We start from the raw sequence: 19,864 nt of genomic DNA on the forward strand, positions 1-19,864 counted from the left end.
GGGGATGTGTCGGCGGCGGGGTTCAGATGGGGGACTCGACGTCCGCGAGCGTGCGCAGGGCGTTGCGGACCCGTTCCGCGGTGGCCCGCGGGTTCGACCGGCCGGTGAGCGCGGCGGTGACCGCGTCGCCCACGTCGTTCTGCAGGTTGCTGCCCGCGCCGCCGTACCAGGCGACGGGGTCGTACACGGCGCCCTCGGCGGCGGCGGTGTAGTGGGACTGGGGGGTCAGCTCCCGGTACGCGGCCGAGCGCTGCGTCGGCAGCCACGCGGGGACGTGGCCGCCCTCGGCCCACAGCTTGCTGGAGTCCAGCAGGGAGGCGGCAAACTCCAGCGACAGGTCGAGGCGTGCGTCGTCCAGCTTCGGCGGCCGGGGCAGCACCAGGGCGTGGCTGTCGGCGTGGCAGGCGTACGGGGCGTCGGAGAAGATCCGCGGCAGCGGCCGCATGTCGAACTTCACCCCCGCGTCCAGGACGGCGATGATCTGCCAGACGCCGTCCATCAGGAACCCGGCCTCGCCGTTGGTGAGCAGGGTGATGGCGGCCTGCCCGTTCGCGCCGGTGGGGATCAGCTTCTCCTTGCCGAGGCGCTGGATATACGCGAGCGCCTCCTCGGCGGCGTCGAGGTCGACCGTCACGGTGGCGCCGGCGTCGGCGACCAGCGGCCGGCCGCCGAGCTGCGTGTAGAGGGACAGGAAGAGGCGGAACTGGGTGGCCGTGTCCTTGACCGAGGCGATGGAGCCGCCCCAGACGCCGGTGACCTCCTTCGCCGCGCGCAGCGCGTCGGCGAACTCGTCGGGGCCGTCGATGCCGACCAGTTCGCCGCCGTCGAGCAGGCCGGCCTTCTCGGCGATGTCGGTGCGGAAGTACAGGGCGAAGGGGTGGGTGTCGAGGGGGATGCCGTAGAGGCGTTCGTCGACGTGGGACTTGCGCCAGGGCTTGGCGTCGAACTTCTCCGGCGTCATGCCCTGCTTGGCGAGGGCGTCGGCGGGCAGTTCGGTGAGGAGCCCGGCCTGGGCGAGCACCGGGAGCTTCGACAGGTGGGCGATGGCGACGTGCGGGGGGCGGTCGCCGACGGTGGAGAGGCTGAGCTTGGTGTAGTACGGGTTGCCCCAGACGAAGGTGGTGGCCCGCAGGGTGTTGTCGGGGTGGGTCTTCTCGTACTCCTCCTGCATGGCGACCATGCGCTCGCCGTCGCCGCCGGTGAACGGGTTCCAGAAGTTCAGCCGGTCCGCGGGGGGTTCGCCGCCGGTGAAGCCCTGGGCGATGGTCGAGCCGCAGCCGCTGAGCGCCGCGGTGGCGGCGGCGCCGGCGGCGAGGCCCGCGGAGCCGCGCAGCAGGGCGCGGCGGGAGGGGGCAGGCGCAGCGCGGCGGGAGGGGGCAGATGCAGCGCGGCGGGAGGGTGTGGCGGGGTCGGGGGCTGCGCGGCCGGGGGAGTTGAGGCGTCGGAGCATGGCGGATGTCCCTTTCCGCGGCGAACTAATACAACGTTGTAAAATGTTCTTGGTGCAACGTTGTATAGCGCTGTGCGCCCCACGTCAACAGCCTGCGCAGCAAGGCGTAGGGTGTGCGCAGCCGGAACCGCGGGGGAACCGCGGAGAAATCGGGAGGAAGCCGTGGCCGGGGCCCGCCTCAAGGACGTCGCCGAGCGCGCCGGTGTCTCGATCAAGACCGTCTCGAACGTCGTCCGCGGTGCCGCGCGCGTCGCCGAGCCGACGCGCGAGCGCGTCCTGCGCGCCATCGACGAACTCGGCTACCGCCCGCACGCCTCCGCCCGCCATCTGCGCACCGGCCGCAGCGGCGTCATCGCGCTGGCCGTCCCCGAACTCGTCGCGCCCTACTTCGCGGAGCTGGCCACCAGCGTCATCGCCGCCGCCAAGGAGCGCGGGCAGACCGTCCTCATCGAGGTCACCGGCGGCGACCCGGCCGAGGAGCTGCGCATCGCCTGCGGGCTGAGCGACCCGCTCATCGACGGCGTGCTCCTCAGCCCTCTCGGCCTGGACCAGACGGCGCTGGCCGCCCGCGAACGCCGCGTCCCGCTCGTGCTGCTGGGCGAGCGGGACTACGAAGTCCCCGCCGACCACGTGCTCATCGACAACGTCGCCGCCGCCCGCGACGCCACCCGGCACCTGATCGGCCTCGGCCGCCGCCGTATCGGCGTCATCGGCTGGCAGCACGCCGAGCGCACGACCGCCACCGCCCAGCAGCGCATGCAGGGCCACCGCGAGGCGCTGGCCGGGGCGGGGCTCACGTACGACCCGGCGCTGGCGCCGGCCGTGGGCGCGTACACGCGTGCGGCGGGCGCGGCGGCGATGCGGGAGCTGCTCGCCCTGCCGCAGCCGCCGGACGCGGTGTTCTGCTTCACCGACCTGATGGCGTCGGGCGCACTGCGCGTCGCGCACGACGCGGGCCTGGCGGTCCCGGCGGGCCTGGCGGTGGTCGGCTTCGACGACATCCAGGAGGCGCGGTACATGGTGCCGTCGCTGACCAGCGTGGCGCCGGACAAGCAGGAGCTGGCCAGACTGGCGGTGAAGGCGCTGCTGACCCGGATAGAGGGCCCGGCGGAGGCGCCGCCGACGACGCTGCTGGCGGGGTACGAGCTGGTGCCCCGGGAGTCGACCACGCTCTCGCCGGGCGGGCGGTAGCGGAGTCCTCGCTGGGTGGGCGATAGCGGGGTTCGCGGCGCTTTCGCGGGGTGGGTGGTTGCGGGGTTGGCGGGGCCCTTGCCGAGCGGGCGGGCGCGGGGGCCGCAGCGCTCTTGCCCGGGGCTCTCGCCGGGCGGGCGCAGGCGGCCCCCCGCCGCACGCGTGCTACGCCAGCAGGGCGTCGATCTCCGCCAGTTGCGCGGCGTCGAGCGGCCCCGCGGCGAGGGCGTCCGCGTTCTGGGCCGCCTGCGCCACCGTGCGGAACCCCGGGATCGGCACCGTGTGCGGGCTGCGGGCCCAGATCCACGCCAGCGCGCCCTGCGCGACGGTGCGCCCGCCCGAGGTCAGGACGGCGCGGATCGCCTCAAGCCGCGGCAGCCACCCCGGCGCCACCCGCCCGTCCGCGTCGAAGTAGGTGAGCCACGCGGGCGGCGTCGCCCGGATGTCGCCGCCGGCGACCCGCGAGCCCGTGTCGTACGCGCCGGAGAGCAGCCCCATCGCCAGCGGGCTGCGGTTGACGCTGGCGAGGCCGCGCTCCGCGCACAGCGCCAGCATCTCCGGGGCGTCCTCCAGCACGTTGAGCCGGTGCTGCACCGCCGCGCAGTGCGGGCCCTCGGCGAAGACCGCGGCGCGCGCGGGGTCGTCGGTGCTCCAGGCGTACGCGCGGATCAGGCCCTCGCGGACGAACTCCTCGCACGCCTCGCGCAGTTCCGCCGCCACCGTGGGCTCGGCGTCCCCGATGTGCAGTTGGAACAGGTCGACGCGGTCGGTGCCCAGCCGGCGCAGCGAGGCGGTCAGGGCCCGGCGCGCGTACCCGGGCGACAGGTCGGGGGCCAGCAGCGTCCGGCGGTCGGCGTCGAAGGTGTTGCCCCACTTGGTGGCGATGACGACGTCGTCGCGCCGGCCCGCGAGCGCGCGGCCGAGCACGGTCTCGCTGTGGCCGGTGCCGTAGACGTCGGCGGTGTCGAAGAACGTGACGCCGCCGTCGAGGGCGCGGTGGACGGCCCGTACCGACTCCGCGTCGTCGACCGTGCCCCAGCCCAGCGGGTTGCCGTCGGCGTCCTGCCACGGGCCGCCGATCGCCCAGCAGCCGAAGCCGAGTGCGCTGACCTCGATGTCCGTACGTCCCAGAGTGCGCTTGTCCATGGGCGGAACCATGCACCCTCAAGTGCGCTCTAGGGCAAGGGGCGGGCCGGCCGCGGGGGTCGGGCTGCGGGGCCCGGCCGCGGGGGGCCGACCGCGGGGAGGCGGGCTGCGGGGAGGCCCGGCCGAGGAGACCGGCGAGCTCCCTGCCGCGTGCGTGTGAGTGGGCGAAAGTCGGCTCTAGCGGGTGATTTACCCCAGTCTGTCAGCGGGGTTGTTGCGAGCTTCGACACCCTACGTTCACGCGAACCGCCTCCGGTGATGGGGGCGTTCGCGCGGCACTCCCGGGCCAGCCGGGGGTACGGTCTTGAGTGTCGAGGTCTGAACTGGAGCCAGCATGCCCCACCCCGCCGACGACCACATCGGAGCGCGGATCGCGGACTACCGCAAGCTGCGCCACATGACACAGCTAGCCCTGGCACAACAGGCTCACCTGTCCCGCGCCTACCTCGCCCGAGTCGAGGCCGGTCTGTCCCCGGCCACGCCTGCCGTTGTCGCCGCCGTCGCCCGCCCGCTGCAAGTCGACATCGCCGCGCTCACCGGCCAGCCTTATGTCTCGCAGCTACAGCAGGACCACCTCGAACAGCTCGTCGCGCCCCTCGCGGACGCGCTCGACGTCTATGACCTGGGACCCGATCCCGAGGTCCGCCCGCGCCCCTTGGCGCAGATCGACGTTGACGTAAAGAGGCTGTGCGGCAGCACCTACGCCACGGAGTACAAGGGCGTTGGTGCCCAGTTGCCGGGTCTGTTGGCCGAACTCACCACGACCATGGCGTCTCTGCGGGACGGCAGTGGTGAACAGCGCAGTGCCGCGGCTGCGTTGGCCTGGTGCTATTGGGTCAGCTACGAGTTCGCCTATCGCCTCGGCTACCACCAGCTCGCCACCATCGCGCTGGAGCGTATGGGCTGGATGGCAGAGCAGGCGCAGGACCCGCTGCTGCTCGCCATGCGGCTGTCCAAGCGGTCCAGCATGCTGCTGCGCCGTGGCGACAACCGCCGCTCCTTGCAGGTGCTCGACCGCGGGCACAGCCTCGTCCAGGCGCACGACAACCCCGGCTCACTGGAGCCGCTGGCCGTTACAGGCAGCCTGCACCTGGCCGGGGCCATCGCTGCCGCTCAGGCGAAGGACGGGGACGGAGTCGAGGAGCACATGGAGTCGGCGCGGGACGCCGCTGAGAAGATCGGTCATGAGGTTCCGAGGGTGTACTGGTCGTCGTTCGGGGCTGCGAGCGTCGGTCACTTCGAGGTGGCCACGCTCGTCGAGTTGGGGCAGCTCGGCCCTGCGGTCCAGCGTGCCCGCACGCTGCATTTCCCAGCCGGACACCCGAGGATGCGGGTAGGCCGCTACTACATCGAGATGGCCCGCGCGTACACCCAGATGGGCCGCGCGGAGGCCGCGCAGAAGGCGCTGCAGACGGCCCGCGAAGTCGCCCCGCAGCAGGCCCGCTACCACCCACTGATGCGGGAGACGATCGGTGCTCTCGTGCGGCGGCAACGGCGTGCATCAGAGGGGCTGACGTCGCTTGCTGCGTGGGTGGGCATGTAGCCCGGCGACTGTTCCCAGAACCGGTAACACCACCGCTACGCAGAGTCGGAACCCTGTGACTGCCGAGCCCCGAGCCGCTTGGAGTCGACCATGTGCACCCCGACGTTGGCGTTTGTCTACGACCGGCACGCCACGCTGTCCGGCGCTGTTCTCGACGAGCGCAGAGAGCGGTGCCGGCAGTACGCGGACGAGCGCGGTTGGGTGATCGCCGGGGTATGGGTGGACCGCGGGGACGACGCGCTGTCGAACTGGCCGCGACCGCAGTGGGATGCGCTTACGTACGCCATGCGGCAGGCCGCCGCCCGCGCCGTGTGCCTGGTCGACTCATGGGACCGGATCAGCCGCGACCGGGAGGCCAGCGCGATCCTGCGCCTGGCTGTCCGCCAGGCCGGAGGCCACTGCGTCACCACCGGCGGGGAAGACGACCGCGAACTCGCCTACGGCCGCATCACGGTCACCGCGCCGCTGCCGCTGCGGGGGCGGCCGTGAGCCCCGACGGGCGGCCCACCCCGCCGCCCCGGCTGCCCCCGGTCGACCAGCGGCGGCAGCGGCGGCCCGAGCCGTTCAACCAGCGGCCCGCGCTGGCGAGCCTCGGCGAGGCGCCGGACTGGCGTGGCTGCCCGCCCGGACCAAGGAAGGGGAAAGGCGTGAACGCAGCTCAGCCCGAAGACGGCGTCGCCCGCAGCGAAGGTGCTCCTGACCACCCCGATACCAGTGACGGCGAGGCAGGCGGCCCCGCCCGGTCGCATCGACGCCGGGTTTCCGTGCCAAGCCGCGAGGTGGCGGGTCGCACCGCCCTGCGTGGCGTCGGCTCGGCGAGCCACCCTTCGCGGCCGGTCATCGTAAACATGCCCCTACAACAAAGGGAGATGAACGACACCATGGCAGAAGAAACCCAACTCACCGGTCCGGGCACTCTCGCCCCGCCCGTGTTCCCCTATCCCGAACCTGTCGACCGCCCGTACACGCGGTGTACTACCGCCGCCCCTCGGCCCACCACATCGCCCCCACCGTATCCGCCGACGACGCTGCCTGGGCACATGCCGAGGCACGCGCCGGCCTCGGCGGAGTGCTCACTTCCCTCGACTGCCTGTGGGCCAATCATCCCCACCGCAACGCCTACGCCTCCCTTCCTCCCGTCGCCTTGGCCACCGCCGCCCGCTGCGGCCTGACCGTCCCGCAGACCCTGGTCACCAACGACCCCGTACGAGCGCGCGCTTTCGTCGCTGCCCTGCCCGAGCAGACCGCCGCCTACAAGGCCCTGGGCGCCGGCGGGCCGCTCCGCCGCGACGGCACACCCTTCGTTCTGTGGACCACCCAGGTACGTGCGCGGGAGATCGACGACACCGTCGCGCTGACCGCGCACCAGTTCCAGCAGTGGATCCCCAAGGCGTACGAGGTCCGGCTGACCGCCGTCGCCGGCAGCATGCACGCCGCCGAGATCCACGCTGGCAGCGACGCCGCCCGCATCGACTTCCGTACCGACTACGACAACCTCACCTACAAGCCCTGCCCGGTTCCCGCCCCCATCGCGGACGGCATACGCGCCCTGTGCGCCGCCCTCGGCCTGCACTACGCCGCCTGCGATTTCCTCGTGAGCCGCGACGACGGCCGCTGGTACCTCACCGACGTCAACCCCAATGGGCAGTTCGGATTCATCCCCGAACTACGCGACCCCATCGCCGCCGCCCTCGCTGATCTCCTCCAAGGACCCCGCACATGAGCACCTCCACCGCGCCAGCCGAGCAGCTACGCCGACGCATGGCCGACACCCTCACCGCCGCCGGCGCTCTCACCTCCCCAGGCTGGCACCAGGCATTCGCCACCGTTCCCCGGGAGGTGTTCGTCCCCGAGTTCACCGTGCGCGCCGCGGACGGCGCACGTACCGCCCATCGCGCCGGCGAACCCGGGTACCTCGAAGCGGTCTACGGCGACGACTCGCTACTCACCCAGCACAACGCCCACGGCATCGCGACCAGTTCATCCACCCGCCCGCACATGATGGCGCTGATGCTCGAAGCGCTCCGCCCTCTCGACGGTGGCCGCATCCTCGAAGTGGGCACCGGCACCGGCTACAATGCCGCGCTTCTCACGCACCACTACGGCCCCGACCGGATCGTCTCCCTTGACGTAGACCCGCTTCTCGTCACCGCCGCCCGCGACCGCCTAGCCGCCCTCGGCTACGCGCCCACCCTCACCACCGGCGACGGCACCCTCGGCTGTCCCGAACACGCCCCCTACGGCGCCCTGATCGCCACCTGCGGCATTGGCCGCATCCCCGCGGCATGGCGCCAGCAGGTCCGCCCCGGAGGAACCATCGTCGCCAACATCGGCAACGGCCTCGCCTCCCTGAGCATCGACGCGGACCACGGTGCTTCCGGCCGCTTTCTGCCCACTCTCGCCGCCTTCATGACCGCCCGCCCCACCCCGGACACGACCACGCCCCTGGCATCCAGCTACGCAGGCCGGCTGGTCACCGCTGTAGGCGCCGCCCGCGTTATCGAGCTGCCCGTCGACCTGACCGCTGACATGCCGCAATTCCTCGGCTCACTCGTCCACCCCGACGCCGTCGAACTCACCCTCACCGACGCCGAGGGCCGACAACTGCACGGCTTCGTACACCCGCGATCCGGATCATGGGCCCGCATCACCCCCGGCCCCCACCACACGGCCCGCCTCGAAACCGGCGGCCCCCGCGACCTGTGGAGCGAACGCCTCCCGCTGCTCACCCACTGGACCAGGGCCGGCAAGCCACCAGCCGACGCCTACAGCCTGACCATCCGCCCCAACGGAGAACACGAACTCTGCTGCCAGGGGCACCCGTGCTGCACGCTGCCTTCCTAGTCACCTCCCGCCGCCCGGTAACCGCGGCCACGGTCACCGGGGTTCACCTCACCAGCCCGTGGAAAGGAACCGACACGCAATGCGCGCTCTCATCGCCCGCCCCCGCCGTCTGGTTGGGGGCAGCGGGTGACTGATCCCACGTGCCGCTACCCGGATCGCCCGGTGCACCTGCCCGGTCCATGGCCCCTGCCCGACGAGCCCCCGGTTCCCGGCTGCGCCCGGTGCGCGGAGTTGGCCGCCGGGCGGACCGTCGCCCGCGCGGCGGGTGATCTGTCGGCTGTCAGCGACGCCAACGTGCTCATCCGCCGGCATCCCGGCCACTGATCTCCCGCCCCCGGCCGTGTGGACACGGCGATCAGGGGGCCGGACCCCCCGGCCGGCTGAAGGCGCTCGGCGCCGGTCGGGGAAGGCCCCGCCTGCCGTCTCGAATCCTTCGGCGGGCGGGGCAGTACCAGGCGCCCGCCGCCGGCTACGGCAGCGTCAGCACCTCGGCGCCCGACTCCGTCACCACGAGCGTGTGCTCGAACTGCGCCGTGCGCCTGCGGTCCTTGGTCACCACCGTCCAGCCGTCGTCCCACATGTCGTACTCGTGCGTCCCGAGGGTCAGCATCGGCTCGATCGTGAACGTCATCCCGGGCCGCATCACGGTGGTGGCGCGCGGGTCGTCGTAGTGCGGGATGATCAGGCCGGAGTGGAAGGCGGTGTTGACGCCGTGGCCGGTGAAGTCGCGGACCACGCCGTAGTCGAAGCGCTTGGCGTACGACTCGATGACCCGGCCGATGACGTTGACCTGCCGGCCCGGCCGGACCGCCTTGATCGCGCGGTTCAGCGACTCGCGGGTGCGCTCGACCAGCAGCCGCGAGGTCTCGTCGACGTCGCCGACGAGGTACGTCGCGTTGTTGTCGCCGTGCACGCCGCCGATGAACGCGGTCACGTCCAGGTTCACGATGTCGCCGTCGTGCAGCACGGTGGAGTCCGGAATGCCGTGGCAGATCACCTCGTTGACCGACGTGCACAGCGACTTGGGAAAGCCGCGGTAGCCGAGGGTGGAGGGGTACGCGCCGTGGTCGCACAGGTACTCGTGCACCACCCGGTCCAGCTCGTCCGTCGTCACCCCGGGCGCGATGTGCTCCGCCGCGGCGGCCATCGCGCGGGCGGCGATCCGGCCGGCGATCCGCATCCGCTCGACGGTCTCCGCGTCCTGGACCTCGGGGCCGGTGTAGGGCGCGGGGCCCTTCTTCCCGACGTACTCGGGGCGGGGGATGGCGGTGGGAACGGCGCGGGGCGGGGAGAGCTTTCCGGGCGCGAGCAGCGAAGACTGGCCAGACATGGTGCGAGTCTATCGGCGGGGGATCGGGCACGATGGGCGGCGGCAGACCGCGCAGGCACGGCGCAGGTGAGGAGCGAGATGGCGCTGTTCAAGAAGAAGAGGGCGGGCAAACCGGGCGAGTGGTACTACTGCCTGGAGCACAAGCGGGTCGAGGAGGGTCCGCAGTGCAGGGCCCTGAACCGACTCGGGCCGTACGCGACGCCGGAGGAGGCGGCGCGGGCGATCGAGACGGCGGAGGCGCGGAACGAGGAGTGGGACGAGGACGCGCGGTGGAAGGACGACGCGGAGGGCGGGGACGCGGCGGGGCGCTGAGGCCGCGAGGCGGGTGGCGCTGACGGCGCGGCAGTCGGGCGGTGCCGGGGCTGTCCGGCGGGGTTGTCCGTTGGCGGGCTGACCCGGTGCCCGCGGGCAGGGTCGCGCCGCGGTCGGGCGATGGGCGTCCGGCGGAGCCCGGCGGTGTGACGCGCCGGCTCGTGACTCCAGGCTCGCGGCGCCCGGTGCGGGACTCCGGTGCAGGGTGGTCGGGCGCGCGGTGGTCGGGTGCACGGCGACTGCGGGGTGCGGGACTCCGGTTCGCGGCGGCCCGTTGCGCCGCGTCAGGCCACCGGGCCGCCCGGTGCCGTCTTCGCCGCCGCCGCGGCGGCGCGGCGTTCCCGTTCCCGTACGGCGTGCTCGTTCGTACGCGCGTCGTACGTCATCAGCTTCGGCAGGCAGGCCGCCAGCACCAGCACCGCCCCCGCGCACATCACCCCGCCCGACCAGACCGACGTGCGCACGCTCGTCAGCGCCGCCACCCCGCCGGAGCGGAACTGCCCGGCCACCGGGCCGACCGAGTAAGACAGCAGCTCTATGCCCGCGAGCCGGCCGCGCAGCTCGTCGGGGATGGTCTGGTTCCACATCGCCGCCCGGAACACCCCGCTGACCATGTCGAACGCCCCCGCCACCGTGAGCAGCAGGAGCACCGCCCAGGCGTTCGGCATCACCCCCGCCGCCGTGATCGCCACCCCCCAGCCGGCCGCCGCCAGCGCCACCGCGCGGCCGTGCCGGTGCACCCGCCGGGTCCACCCGCTGGTCAGGCTCACCAGCAGCGAACCCGCGGGCAGCGCCGCGTACATCAGCCCCAGCGCCCACGGCGCGTCCAGGTCGTCGGCGAGAAACGGGAAGAGCGCGAGCGGAAAGGCGAAGAACATCGCCGCCAGGTCGATGGCGTACGTGCCCAGCAGCTCCTTGCGCCGCCAGGCGTAGCGCGCGCCCTCCGCGACGGCCCGCAGGCTCGGCGCGACCGCCTCGTGCGCGGCGGGGGAGGGGGCGAGCAGCAGGGCAAGACTGACGGAGACGACGAACGTCCCGGCGTCCAGCGCGTACGCCCAGGGCAGTCCGGCGTACGCGACGATGAACCCGGCGAGGGCGGGGCCCGCGATGCCGCCGATCTGCCAGCGCAGGGAGTTGAGCGCGGCGGCGGCGGGCAGGTGCTCGTGGGGCACGATGCGCGGGACGATCGAGTCCAGGGCGGGGCGCTGGATGCCGGTGAGCGCGCTGGTGAGCGCGGCGACGAGGTACAGCGGCCAGAGCTTCGGACTGGGCAGCAGGCTGTTGACCAGCAGCACGACGGAGACGAGGCCGAGGCCCGCCTCGCTGTAGAGGATCAGCTTCTTCTTGTCCGCGGCGTCGGCGAGGGCGCCGCCGTAGAGGCCGAAGACGATCAGCGGGACGAGCTCGACGGTGCCGATGGCGCCGACCGCGAAGGCCGAGCCGGTCAGCTCCTTCACCTGCACGGGGAGGGCGACGAAGGTGAGGAAGCTGCCGAAGGAGGTGATGAGGCCGGCGACCCACATGAGGCGGAAGTCGCGCGAGGCGTGCCAGGGGGCGAGGTCGGGGAGGAGGTCGCGGTGAGCCACGAGGCATGGTCGGGCGGGTGCGGTGCGGGCCGCAAGGGAATTACGGCGGCGGGGCGAGGTGCGGCCGGGCGAGGTGCGGCCGGGCTACCAGCGGGGCGGGGGCGGAGATGACAGCACCTCGGCGAGGCGGGCGAGGCGGGCGCGGAAGCCGGAGCGGGCGGGGGCGGCGGAGGGGGCGCCGTTCTCGCCGGCGGCGGCGCTGACGAGGTGCTGGACGGTCTCCAGGTCGATCTCGCCGCTGTCGCCGGGCACGGTGAGCAGTTCGTGGGCGAGCCCGGGCAGCTCGGCGGAGCCGCCGTCCAGCGCGAGCACCGCGGCCCCCGCGCGGCGGGCGTCGCCGACGCGCTCCAGCAGCGCGTCGCCGGGCTCGTCCGGGGCGACGACGAGCAGGGTCTCGCCGCGCCCGGCGGCCTCCAGGCGGCCGAGGCCGACGCCGAGGTGGGCGGGGCCGGCGTTCGGCATGCGGTGGCGTACGAGGGTGGGGGAGAGCGCGGGCAGCCCGGACCAGGCGGCCTCGTCGTCGAGGTGGGCGGCCAGGTGCCACGGCTCGTACGCGGCGGTGCCCACCAGCAACAGCCCGCCCCCCTGCGCCTCGACGGCCCCCCGCAGCACCCCGGCGAACCGCCGCGCCGCCCCGGGCCACTCGGTCCCGGCCAGCACTTCCCGCAGCAGCGCCACACGCACGGCATCCATGCGGCGGGATGCTGCCGGAGGAGCCCTGCGCCCCGCAGCAGAACACCCCGGGATCACCAGATCGGGCCTGCGCCCGGACCCGCTCGGGGCTGCGCCCCGGATCCCCGCGGGGCTGTGCCCCGGGCCCCGGCGGGGCTGCGCCCCGGATCCCCGCCGGGCTGCGCCCCAGGTCCCCGTGGGCTTGCGCCCGGGTCCGCGGCGCATGTGACGCAGCCCGCCCCGGCCCCGCACGACATCGCGTCAGACAGACGATAAAATGGCCGGGTGCCTCAACTTCGCCTCGCGCTGAATCAGATCGACGCCACCGTCGGCGACCTCGCCGGCAACGCCGACGCCGTCGTCCGCTGGACCCGGCACGCGGCCGACCGCGGCGCGCACTTCGTGGCCTTCCCCGAGATGGTGCTCACCGGCTACCCCGTCGAGGACCTGGCCCTGCGCTCCTCCTTCGTCGAGGCGTCCCGCGCCGCGCTGCACGCGCTCGCCGGGCGGCTGGCCGCCGAGGGCCTGGGCGAGACCCCCGTGCTCGTCGGCTACCTCGACCGCATCGACGAGCCCCACCGCTTCGGGATGCCCGCGGGCTCCCCCGAGGACGGGGCGGCCGTGCTGCACCGCGGCGAGATCGTCCTCACCTTCGCCAAGCACCACCTGCCCAACTACGGCGTCTTCGACGAGTTCCGCTACTTCGTCCCCGGCGACACCATGCCCGTCGTCCGCGTCGCCGGCGTCGACATCGCGCTGGCGATCTGCGAGGACCTGTGGCAGGACGGCGGCCGGGTGCCGTCCGCGCGGATCGCCGGCGCCGGACTGCTCGTCACCGTCAACGCCTCGCCGTACGAGCTGAACAAGGACGACACCCGCCTGGAGCTGGTCCGCAAGCGCGCCCAGGAGGCGGGGTGCACGACGGCGTACGTCGCGATGACCGGCGGCCAGGACGAGCTGGTCTACGACGGCGACTCGATCGTCGTGGACGAGCGCGGCGAGGTCGTCGCGCGCGCCGGGCAGTTCGCCGAGGAGTGCCTGCTCGTCGACCTCGACCTGCCCGCCGCTCCCGCCGAGCCGCCGGCCGGCATCGCCGACGACGGGCTGCGCATCGAGCACGTGACGCTGTCGGCGGAGCCCGTCGCGCCGTACCCGCGCCGGTACGCGGGGACCGTGGCCGAGCGCCTGTCCGACGAGGAGGAGATGTACACCGCGCTGGTCGCCGGGCTGCGCGCGTACGTGGCGAAGAACGGCTTCGGCTCCGTCCTCGTCGGCCTCTCCGGCGGCATCGACTCCGCCCTGGTCGCCGCCGTCGCCTGCGACGCGCTCGGCGCGGAGCACGTGTACGGCATCTCCATGCCCTCGCGCTACTCCTCCCAGCACTCCCGCGACGACGCCGCGGAACTCGCCCGCCGCACCGGGCTGCACCTGCGCAGCGTCCCCATCGGCCCGATGTTCGACGCCTACCTGGAGTCGCTGGCGCTGACCGGCCTGGCCGAGGAGAACCTCCAGTCCCGGCTGCGCGGCACCCTGCTGATGGCCGTCTCCAACCAGGAGGGCCCGCTCGTCCTGGCCCCCGGCAACAAGAGCGAGCTGGCCGTGGGCTACTCCACGCTCTACGGCGACTCGGTCGGCGCGTACGGCCCGATCAAGGACGTCTACAAGTCGGTCGTCTTCCGGCTCGCGAAGTGGCGCAACGCCGCCGCCGCGGAGCGGAACGAGATCCCGCCGATCCCGGAGCACTCCATCTCCAAGCCGCCCAGCGCCGAACTGCGCCCCGGCCAGGTCGACACCGACTCGCTGCCGGACTACGACGTGCTCGACGCGGTCCTGGAGCTGTACGTCGACCGCGACCTCGGCAGCGCGGAGATCGTCGCCCGCGGGTTCGACCCGGAGCTGGTGGAGCGGGTGCTGCGGATGGTCGACACGGCGGAGTACAAGCGCCGGCAGTATCCGCCGGGCACGAAGATCTCGCCGAAGGGCTTCGGCAAGGACCGCCGGCTGCCGATCACCAACCGCTGGCGGGAGCGGGCCTAGCCGACGGGGGCGCGGGCCGCGGGGCGCGGGGACGTCAAAGGTTCACCGAGGCCCGTACCGGGCGGTGGTCGCTGCCCGTCTCGCCCAGCACGTCGGAGCTGACGGGCTCGACGCCGCGCAGCAGGATCTGGTCGATCCGCGCCGTCGGGAAGCCCGCCGGCCAACTGAAGCCGAAGCCGCTGCCGGCCGCGCCCTGCGCGGAGCGCACCTGCGAGGTGATGTTCGCCAGCGCCCGGTCGTTCATCGTGCCGTTGAGGTCGCCGAGCAGCAGGACGCGCTCGATCGGCTCGTTCCTGATGGCCTCGCCGAGCGCGTGGGCGCTCGTGTCGCGCCGGTTGGCGGTGAACCCGGCGTCGAGCTTCACCCGCACGGACGGCAGGTGGGCGGTGTAGAGCGCGAGCGGGCCGCTGTCGGTGGCGACGGTGGTGCGCAGGGCGCGGGTCCAGCCCATGTGGAGGTCCACCGGCCGGGTGTCCGACAGCGGGTACTTGCTCCACACCCCGACCGTGCCCGCCACCTCGTGGTACGGGTACGCCTCCGCCAGGCCGTCCACGTACGCCGCCCTGTTGGCCTGCGTGACCTCCTGCAGGGCGAGCACGTCGGCGCCGGACTCCACCAGCTTGCGGGCGGTGCCGGCCGCGTCGGTGTTCTCCTCGGCGACGTTGTGGCTGACGGCGGTGAGGTCGCCGCCGCCCGAGGACTTGTCGGTGAGCAGCCCGCCGAAGAGGCTGAACCAGACGAACACCGGCAGCACCAGCGCGCACACGGCGGTCAGCGACCGCCGCCACAGCGCGCACACCAGCAGCACCGGCACGGCAAGACCGAACCACGGCAGGAACGTCTCGACCAGGCTGCCCAGGTTGCCGATCCGGTTGGGGATCGCCGCGTGGCCCATCATCACGATGCCGTCGAGCAGCGCGAGCGCGGCGACCACCAGGCCGCGGCGCCAGGTGCCCGGGCCCAGGCCCTCGCGGAGCCGGCGGCGCCAGTACACCGCGCGGGACTCCGCGGGGCCGGCCGCCTGCGCGGTCCCGCTGCCGGGCCGGGTCTCCGCCTCGTCCGCCTGCGTCATGCGCTGTTCCTCACCTCACTGCACGTGCCGGTCCGCCCCGTTGCGCCTTGCCTGGCGCCTGGCTGTGCCTGACTGTGCCTGGCTGTGCCTGACTTACCTGACGAGCGGGACGGCGCCGCGAGTTGCGGACGGGGCGCGCCGGAAGGTCACCGTAGCGAAATCCGGACATTTCAACGATCGGATGAACGTACGCCGCCGCACCCGGCGGCAACGGCCCGCCCCCCGCCGCTACGTCCGCGCGGCAGGCACATTCTCCCTGCTCCGGGCCGGCAGGAACACCGCGGCCACCACCGCGCCCAGCACCGCGGCGCCCGCCGCCGCCAGCGACGTCACGTGCATCGCGTCGATGAACGCGTTGTTGGCCTCCGGGATCAGCTTCTTCCCGGCGGAGCCGGCCTTCTGCGCGAAGGTGCGGGTGGCCTCGATGGACTCGCCCGCCGCGCTCGGCGCCCCCGGGGGCAGCGTCACCTTGCCGCGGTAGACCGAGGACAGCAGCGAGCCGAGCACGGCGACCCCGAGGGCGCCGCCGACTTGCCGGAAGGTGTTGTTGACCGAGGAACCGGCGCCGGCCTTCTCGCGCGGCAGGGACTGCATGATCGCGGTGGTGGCGGGCGGCATGACGTGCGCCATCGCGGTGCCCATGACGAAGAACAGCACCTCCAGGATCCACAGCGGCGACGTCTCGTCCAGCAGCAGGAAGCCGGCGAAGGCGGCGGCGACCGCGAGCATGGCCACCGTGCACACCGCCCGGGCGCCGAACCGGTCGACCATCAGCCGGGACCGCGGCGCGAAGATCAACTGTGCGACGGCCAGCGGCAGCAGGAGCAGCCCGGAATCCAGCGGCGAGAGACCCCGCACGCTCTGGATGTAGAAGACCATGAAGAACGTGACGCCCATGAGTGCGAAGAACACCAGGCCGATGACGGCGACCGAGGCCGAGAACTGCGGGTTGCGGAACCACCGGATGTCGAGCGCCGGGTGCCGGCTGCGCCGCTCGTACCAGACGAAGAGCCCGATGACGACCGCGCCGCCGAGGATCGTGCCCCAGACCTCCGGCGCGCTGAAGTCGGCGCGCTGACCGCCGCGGACCACGCCGTAGACGATCAGCACAAGACCGGCGATGGACAGCAGGACGCCGGTGGGGTCGATCCGGCCGGGGGCCGGGTCCTTGGAGTCGGGGACTACCAGCACCATGCCGATCAGCGCGACGCTGATGATCGGCACGTTGACCAGGAAGACCGACCCCCACCAGAAGTGCTCCAGCAGCAGCCCGCCGGTGATCGGCCCGATGGCGATGGCCAGGCCCACGGACCCGGCCCAGATGCCGATGGCCCGGGGCTGCTCGTCGTGCTCGAAGACGTTGACGATGATCGCCAGCGTGGCGGGCAGGACGAACGCGCCGCCCATCCCCATCAGGGTGCGGAAGCCGATCAGCTCGGCCGGGCTGGCGGAGAACGCGGCGAGCACCGAGCCCACGCCGAAGACCACCATGCCGGCCAGCAGCACCCGCTTGCGCCCCAGCCGGTCGCCCAGGACGCCCGCGGTGAACAGCAGGCCCGCGAAGGCCAGGGTGTACGCGTCGATCGCCCATTCCAGCTCGCTCTGGCTGGCGCCGAGGCCGGTGGGGGCCGGGGTGGCGATCGTCTTCATCGCGACGTTGAGGATGGAGTTGTCGAGGACGACGACCAGCAGGCTGAAGACGAGGACGCCGAGGATGAGCCAGCGACGGCGGTGGACGGCCGGGGCGATGTGCGGCGCGGTGTCCATGAAAGTCACGCTAGCGCCGGTCCGGGCAGAGCGCCGTCTCGTGAGACGGAGTTCGGGTGACGGCGCCCGCACTGGGCGAGCCACAGGTCAGGGGCCCGGGGTGCGGGCGCGTGCGACCTTCGGCACACGTGCCGGGGCGGGGTGTCCATCGCCGCCGCGGCGTGCCAGCATGGAAGTGGTCCGGGGACGCCGTCAGGGCGCCTCGAGATGACGAAGGAGCGTTTGCGATGACGCACGTTTCGCATGCCCGCACGTCGCCCGGAGGGGCTGATTCCGCCCCGACTTCGCCCCCGACGCTGTACGGCGGGGGCGGGGGCGGCAGCAACCGCCGGGTGACCGTCCGGGACCTGGCCGCCGCCAAGCGGCGTGGCGAGAAGTGGCCCATGCTGACCGCGTACGACTCGACCATCGCCGGCATCTTCGATGAGGCCGGCATCCCCGTGCTGCTGGTCGGCGACTCCATGGGCAACGTCCACCTCGGCTACGACACGACCGTGCCGGTGACGCTGGACGAGATGACCATGCTCTCTGCCGCCGTCGTCCGCGGCACCCGGCGGGCCCTGGTCGTCGCCGACCTGACGTTCGGCTCGTACCAGGAGGGCCCGGTCCAGGCGCTCCGCTCGGCGACGCGGCTGGTCAAGGAGGCCGGCGTGGGCGCGGTGAAGCTGGAGGGCGGCGAGCGGTCGCTGCGCCAGACCGAGCTGCTGGTGGAGTCCGGCATCCCCGTGATGTCCCACCTCGGCCTCACCCCGCAGTCGGTCAACGCCATGGGCTACCGCGTCCAGGGCCGCTCCGACGAGGACGCCCACCAACTGGTGCGCGACGCGAAGGCCGCGCAGGAGGCGGGCGCGTTCGCGGTGGTGCTGGAGCTGGTGCCGGCGGAGCTGGCCGCGGAGGTGACGCGCTCGCTGGAGGTCCCGGTGATCGGCATCGGCGCGGGGCCCGACACCGACGCGCAGGTGCTCGTGTGGACCGACATGGCGGGGCTGACCGGCGGCAAGATGCCGCGCTTCGTCAAGCAGTACGCGCAGGTGCGGCAGGCCCTCGGCGACGCGGCCAGGGCCTTCGCCGAGGACGTCGGCTCGGCCGCGTTCCCGGCCGAGGAGCACAGCTTCCACTGAGCCCGCGGGGCGGCGCATCACTCCGGGCGCCGGAGTGATGCGCCGATGCGGTGATCTTATTAACTGCATGCGGGTGCCCGCCGTCGTGCCGACGCGGCCGGGGCGCGGGCCGCGCGGACGCTGACGGAAACACACCGACGGAAGGCGCCGGAAGGTCCGGTACGACACGGGCGTACCGGCGCCGGCTCCGTCCGCTCCCGTCGTCCCCGTGGAGAGGAACCCCGCCCATGTCCCCCGGACACCCCGGCAGCCGCCTGCTGCTCACCGGCCTCGCGGCGCCGCTGCTCTGGGCGGCCGTCACCGCCCCCGCCGAGGCGCTGGCGCTGCCCGCCGCGGCACCGGCCGCCGCCCCCGTTCCCGTACAGGAAGACACGCCGCACACCACCGGCGACGGGAAGAACCCCGGCCACGCGCCCGCGATGGGCTCCCCGGGCGCACCCGCCGTCCGCGGCGACGACGCCTGGCCCGCGATCGCCGCCGGCGGGGTCTTCGCCCTCTCGCTCGGCGCGGCCGTGTACTTCCTCGGCTGGGGCCGCCGCCGTACGGCCTGACGGCCGCCCGGCCCTTTCCTGCCCGGCCGTTCAGCCGCTGCTCAGCCCGGCTGCTCAGCCCGCCCGGTCAGCCTGTCGGCCGGTCAGCCCGCCGGGCTCTCGCCCCGGCCGCGGGCCAGCCGCGCGCGGCGTACGTAGTACCACGCCATGTTCGACGACAGCCCGGCCAGCAGCACCCAGACCGCCCCGATCCAGTAGCCGTTCACGAACGACACCACCGCCGCGGCCACCGACAGCACGCACACGACGACGGCGAAGACGGCGAGCCGGTTCGGCTGGGTGGACGGGGGCGTGGGCTGGCGGGGCTCGGACGGCATGGGGGCGGGCTCCTCGGAGGCTGCGGGGTGCGGATCCATTGTGCCTCCACGCCGCGTCCGCCCCGCACCGCCCCCGGCGTCCGCCAGCCGCCGCCGGGCCGCCCGACGGCCTCCCTCAGCCGCCCGACGGCCCTCCCTCAGCCGCCCGTCAGCCGTCCGTCAGCCGTCCGTCAGCCGCCCGCCGGCCGTCGCCGGATGCCTGTCAGACGTCCGTCAGCCGCACCCCGGCGTGCGCCCGGTAGCGGCGGTTGACCGAGATCAGGTTGGCCACCAGCGCCTCGACCTGGTGCGCGTTGCGCAGCCGGCCCGCGTACACGCCGCGCATCCCCGGGATCAGCCCCGCCAGCGCCTGCACGACGTCCGTGTCCTGGCGGGACTCGCCCAGCACCATCACGTCCGTCTCGATCCGCTCCACCTGCGGGTCCTGCAGCAGCACCGCAGACAGGTGGTGGAACGCCGCCGTGACCCGCGACTCGGGCAGCAGCGCCGCCGCCTGCTCGGCCGCGCTGCCCTCGGCGGGGCGGATCGGGTACGCGCCCTTCTTGTCGAACCCCAGCGGGTTCACGCAGTCCACGACGAGCTTGCCCGCCAGCTCCGCGCGCAGCGCCGTCACCGTCGCCTCGTGCCCGTCCCACGGCACCGCGACGATCACCACGTCGCTGCGCCGCGCGCACTCCGCGTTGTCCGCGCCCTCGACGCCCTCGCCCAGCTCGGCCGCCGCCGCCTCGGCCCGCTCCGGCTTCCGGGAGCCGACGACGACCCGCTGCCCGGCCCGCGCCAGCCGATAGGCCAGCCCACGGCCCTGGTCGCCGGTGCCGCCGAGGACGCCGACGACGAGGTCAGAGACGTCGGGCAGGTCCCACGGGTCTGTGCGGGCGGGCGGGGTGTTCTGCTCACTCGAAGTCATGCGTTGATCGTACGGCGG

General features: G+C 73.5%; 18 protein-coding genes. 9 read left to right on the forward strand and 9 right to left on the reverse strand.

Going from position 1 to position 19,864, the window contains the following annotated elements; all coding sequences use genetic code 11:
• Positions 1-22 precede the first annotated feature (22 nt).
• Positions 23-1,450, reverse strand: a complete 1,428-nt coding sequence (locus B124_RS06125; RefSeq protein WP_496501631.1) for an extracellular solute-binding protein — start codon at positions 1,448-1,450, stop codon at positions 23-25.
• Positions 1,451-1,612: 162 nt separating this feature from the next.
• On the opposite strand from B124_RS06125, the gene B124_RS06130 reads away from it, so the two are divergent.
• A complete protein-coding gene (locus B124_RS06130) occupies positions 1,613-2,641 on the forward strand; it encodes a LacI family DNA-binding transcriptional regulator (RefSeq protein ID WP_496501632.1) in 1,029 nt (342 codons plus the stop codon).
• 165 nt (positions 2,642-2,806) lie between these two features.
• On the opposite strand, the gene B124_RS06135 is transcribed toward B124_RS06130, so the two are convergent.
• Positions 2,807-3,799, reverse strand: a complete 993-nt coding sequence (locus B124_RS06135) for an aldo/keto reductase (protein ID WP_496501633.1) — start codon at positions 3,797-3,799, stop codon at positions 2,807-2,809.
• 322 nt (positions 3,800-4,121) lie between these two features.
• Between B124_RS06135 and B124_RS06140 the strand changes: the two genes are divergently transcribed.
• The 4 genes from B124_RS06140 (at position 4,122) to B124_RS06155 (ending at position 8,174) form a co-directional block, all read left to right on the forward strand.
• A complete protein-coding gene (locus B124_RS06140) occupies positions 4,122-5,330 on the forward strand; it encodes a helix-turn-helix domain-containing protein (RefSeq protein WP_496501634.1) in 1,209 nt (402 codons plus the stop codon).
• Between the two features lie 90 nt (positions 5,331-5,420).
• Complete coding sequence (locus tag B124_RS06145) at positions 5,421-5,819, forward strand: recombinase family protein (RefSeq protein WP_496501635.1); 399 nt, start codon at positions 5,421-5,423, stop codon at positions 5,817-5,819.
• A gap of 481 nt (positions 5,820-6,300) precedes the next feature.
• On the forward strand, positions 6,301-7,053 hold the full coding sequence (locus B124_RS06150; protein WP_496501636.1) for an MvdC/MvdD family ATP grasp protein: 753 nt from the start codon (positions 6,301-6,303) through the stop codon (positions 7,051-7,053).
• Positions 7,050-8,174 (forward strand): methyltransferase domain-containing protein, encoded by a 1,125-nt coding sequence (locus B124_RS06155; protein ID WP_496501637.1) that lies wholly within the window; start codon positions 7,050-7,052, stop codon positions 8,172-8,174. Before B124_RS06150 ends, B124_RS06155 begins: the two co-directional genes overlap by 4 nt.
• A gap of 469 nt (positions 8,175-8,643) precedes the next feature.
• Here B124_RS06155 and map read toward each other — a convergent pair whose 3' ends face one another.
• Entirely contained in the window at positions 8,644-9,504 is an 861-nt protein-coding gene (gene map, locus B124_RS06160; RefSeq protein ID WP_496501638.1) for a type I methionyl aminopeptidase, read from the reverse strand.
• Between the two features lie 78 nt (positions 9,505-9,582).
• On the opposite strand from map, the gene B124_RS06165 reads away from it, so the two are divergent.
• Entirely contained in the window at positions 9,583-9,816 is a 234-nt protein-coding gene (locus B124_RS06165) for a hypothetical protein (RefSeq protein ID WP_496501639.1), read from the forward strand.
• A 284-nt stretch (positions 9,817-10,100) separates the two neighbouring features.
• On the opposite strand, the gene B124_RS06170 is transcribed toward B124_RS06165, so the two are convergent.
• Both B124_RS06170 and B124_RS06175 read right to left on the reverse strand, forming a co-directional pair.
• The gene (locus B124_RS06170; RefSeq protein WP_496501789.1) at positions 10,101-11,339 is read right to left on the reverse strand and encodes an MFS transporter; all 1,239 of its coding nucleotides are present in this window, start codon (positions 11,337-11,339) and stop codon (positions 10,101-10,103) included.
• A gap of 147 nt (positions 11,340-11,486) precedes the next feature.
• Entirely contained in the window at positions 11,487-12,095 is a 609-nt protein-coding gene (locus B124_RS06175) for a hypothetical protein (RefSeq protein WP_496501640.1), read from the reverse strand.
• A 264-nt stretch (positions 12,096-12,359) separates the two neighbouring features.
• Between B124_RS06175 and B124_RS06180 the strand changes: the two genes are divergently transcribed.
• Positions 12,360-14,111 (forward strand): NAD+ synthase, encoded by a 1,752-nt coding sequence (locus B124_RS06180; RefSeq protein ID WP_496501641.1) that lies wholly within the window; start codon positions 12,360-12,362, stop codon positions 14,109-14,111.
• A 34-nt stretch (positions 14,112-14,145) separates the two neighbouring features.
• On the opposite strand, the gene B124_RS06185 is transcribed toward B124_RS06180, so the two are convergent.
• Positions 14,146-15,183, reverse strand: a complete 1,038-nt coding sequence (locus B124_RS06185; protein WP_496501642.1) for an endonuclease/exonuclease/phosphatase family protein — start codon at positions 15,181-15,183, stop codon at positions 14,146-14,148.
• A gap of 228 nt (positions 15,184-15,411) precedes the next feature.
• Positions 15,412-16,950: an MFS transporter gene (locus B124_RS06190; protein WP_496501643.1), complete on the reverse strand. Its 1,539-nt coding sequence runs from the start codon at positions 16,948-16,950 to the stop codon at positions 15,412-15,414.
• Positions 16,951-17,177: 227 nt separating this feature from the next.
• Here B124_RS06190 and panB point away from each other — a divergent pair, with 227 nt between their 5' ends.
• Both panB and B124_RS06200 read left to right on the forward strand, forming a co-directional pair.
• On the forward strand, positions 17,178-18,071 hold the full coding sequence (panB, locus tag B124_RS06195; RefSeq protein ID WP_496501644.1) for a 3-methyl-2-oxobutanoate hydroxymethyltransferase: 894 nt from the start codon (positions 17,178-17,180) through the stop codon (positions 18,069-18,071).
• A gap of 227 nt (positions 18,072-18,298) precedes the next feature.
• Positions 18,299-18,622: a hypothetical protein gene (locus tag B124_RS06200; RefSeq protein ID WP_496501645.1), complete on the forward strand. Its 324-nt coding sequence runs from the start codon at positions 18,299-18,301 to the stop codon at positions 18,620-18,622.
• An 83-nt stretch (positions 18,623-18,705) separates the two neighbouring features.
• Here the strand turns inward: B124_RS06200 and B124_RS06205 are convergent, their stop codons facing one another.
• Both B124_RS06205 and npdG read right to left on the reverse strand, forming a co-directional pair.
• Positions 18,706-18,939 carry a hypothetical protein gene (locus tag B124_RS06205; protein WP_496501646.1) on the reverse strand — a complete coding sequence of 78 codons (234 nt, stop codon included), beginning with the start codon at positions 18,937-18,939 and terminating at the stop codon, positions 18,706-18,708.
• A gap of 202 nt (positions 18,940-19,141) precedes the next feature.
• Positions 19,142-19,846, reverse strand: coding sequence for an NADPH-dependent F420 reductase (npdG, locus tag B124_RS06210; protein ID WP_496501647.1), 705 nt, complete (start codon positions 19,844-19,846; stop codon positions 19,142-19,144).
• Positions 19,847-19,864: the final 18 nt, after the last annotated feature.

The organism is Streptomyces sp. CNP082 (genome assembly GCF_059570535.1).

What these genes read in the sequence shown, in the direction of transcription:
- B124_RS06125 (WP_496501631.1), bottom strand. Translation starts at nt 1,450, where the DNA reads ATGCTCCGACGCCTCAACTCCCCCGGCCGCGCAGCCCCCGACCCCGCC.
- B124_RS06135 (WP_496501633.1), bottom strand. Translation starts at nt 3,799, where the DNA reads ATGGTTCCGCCCATGGACAAGCGCACTCTGGGACGTACGGACATCGAG.
- B124_RS06140 (WP_496501634.1), top strand. Translation starts at nt 4,122, where the DNA reads ATGCCCCACCCCGCCGACGACCACATCGGAGCGCGGATCGCGGACTAC.
- B124_RS06145 (WP_496501635.1), top strand. Translation starts at nt 5,421, where the DNA reads ATGTGCACCCCGACGTTGGCGTTTGTCTACGACCGGCACGCCACGCTG.
- B124_RS06155 (WP_496501637.1), top strand. Translation starts at nt 7,050, where the DNA reads ATGAGCACCTCCACCGCGCCAGCCGAGCAGCTACGCCGACGCATGGCC.
- map (WP_496501638.1), bottom strand. Translation starts at nt 9,504, where the DNA reads ATGTCTGGCCAGTCTTCGCTGCTCGCGCCCGGAAAGCTCTCCCCGCCC.
- B124_RS06165 (WP_496501639.1), top strand. Translation starts at nt 9,583, where the DNA reads ATGGCGCTGTTCAAGAAGAAGAGGGCGGGCAAACCGGGCGAGTGGTAC.
- B124_RS06170 (WP_496501789.1), bottom strand. Translation starts at nt 11,339, where the DNA reads ATGTGGGTCGCCGGCCTCATCACCTCCTTCGGCAGCTTCCTCACCTTC.
- B124_RS06175 (WP_496501640.1), bottom strand. Translation starts at nt 12,095, where the DNA reads ATGGATGCCGTGCGTGTGGCGCTGCTGCGGGAAGTGCTGGCCGGGACC.
- B124_RS06185 (WP_496501642.1), bottom strand. Translation starts at nt 15,183, where the DNA reads ATGACGCAGGCGGACGAGGCGGAGACCCGGCCCGGCAGCGGGACCGCG.
- B124_RS06190 (WP_496501643.1), bottom strand. Translation starts at nt 16,950, where the DNA reads ATGGACACCGCGCCGCACATCGCCCCGGCCGTCCACCGCCGTCGCTGG.
- panB (WP_496501644.1), top strand. Translation starts at nt 17,178, where the DNA reads ATGACGCACGTTTCGCATGCCCGCACGTCGCCCGGAGGGGCTGATTCC.
- B124_RS06200 (WP_496501645.1), top strand. Translation starts at nt 18,299, where the DNA reads ATGTCCCCCGGACACCCCGGCAGCCGCCTGCTGCTCACCGGCCTCGCG.
- B124_RS06205 (WP_496501646.1), bottom strand. Translation starts at nt 18,939, where the DNA reads ATGCCGTCCGAGCCCCGCCAGCCCACGCCCCCGTCCACCCAGCCGAAC.
- npdG (WP_496501647.1), bottom strand. Translation starts at nt 19,846, where the DNA reads ATGACTTCGAGTGAGCAGAACACCCCGCCCGCCCGCACAGACCCGTGG.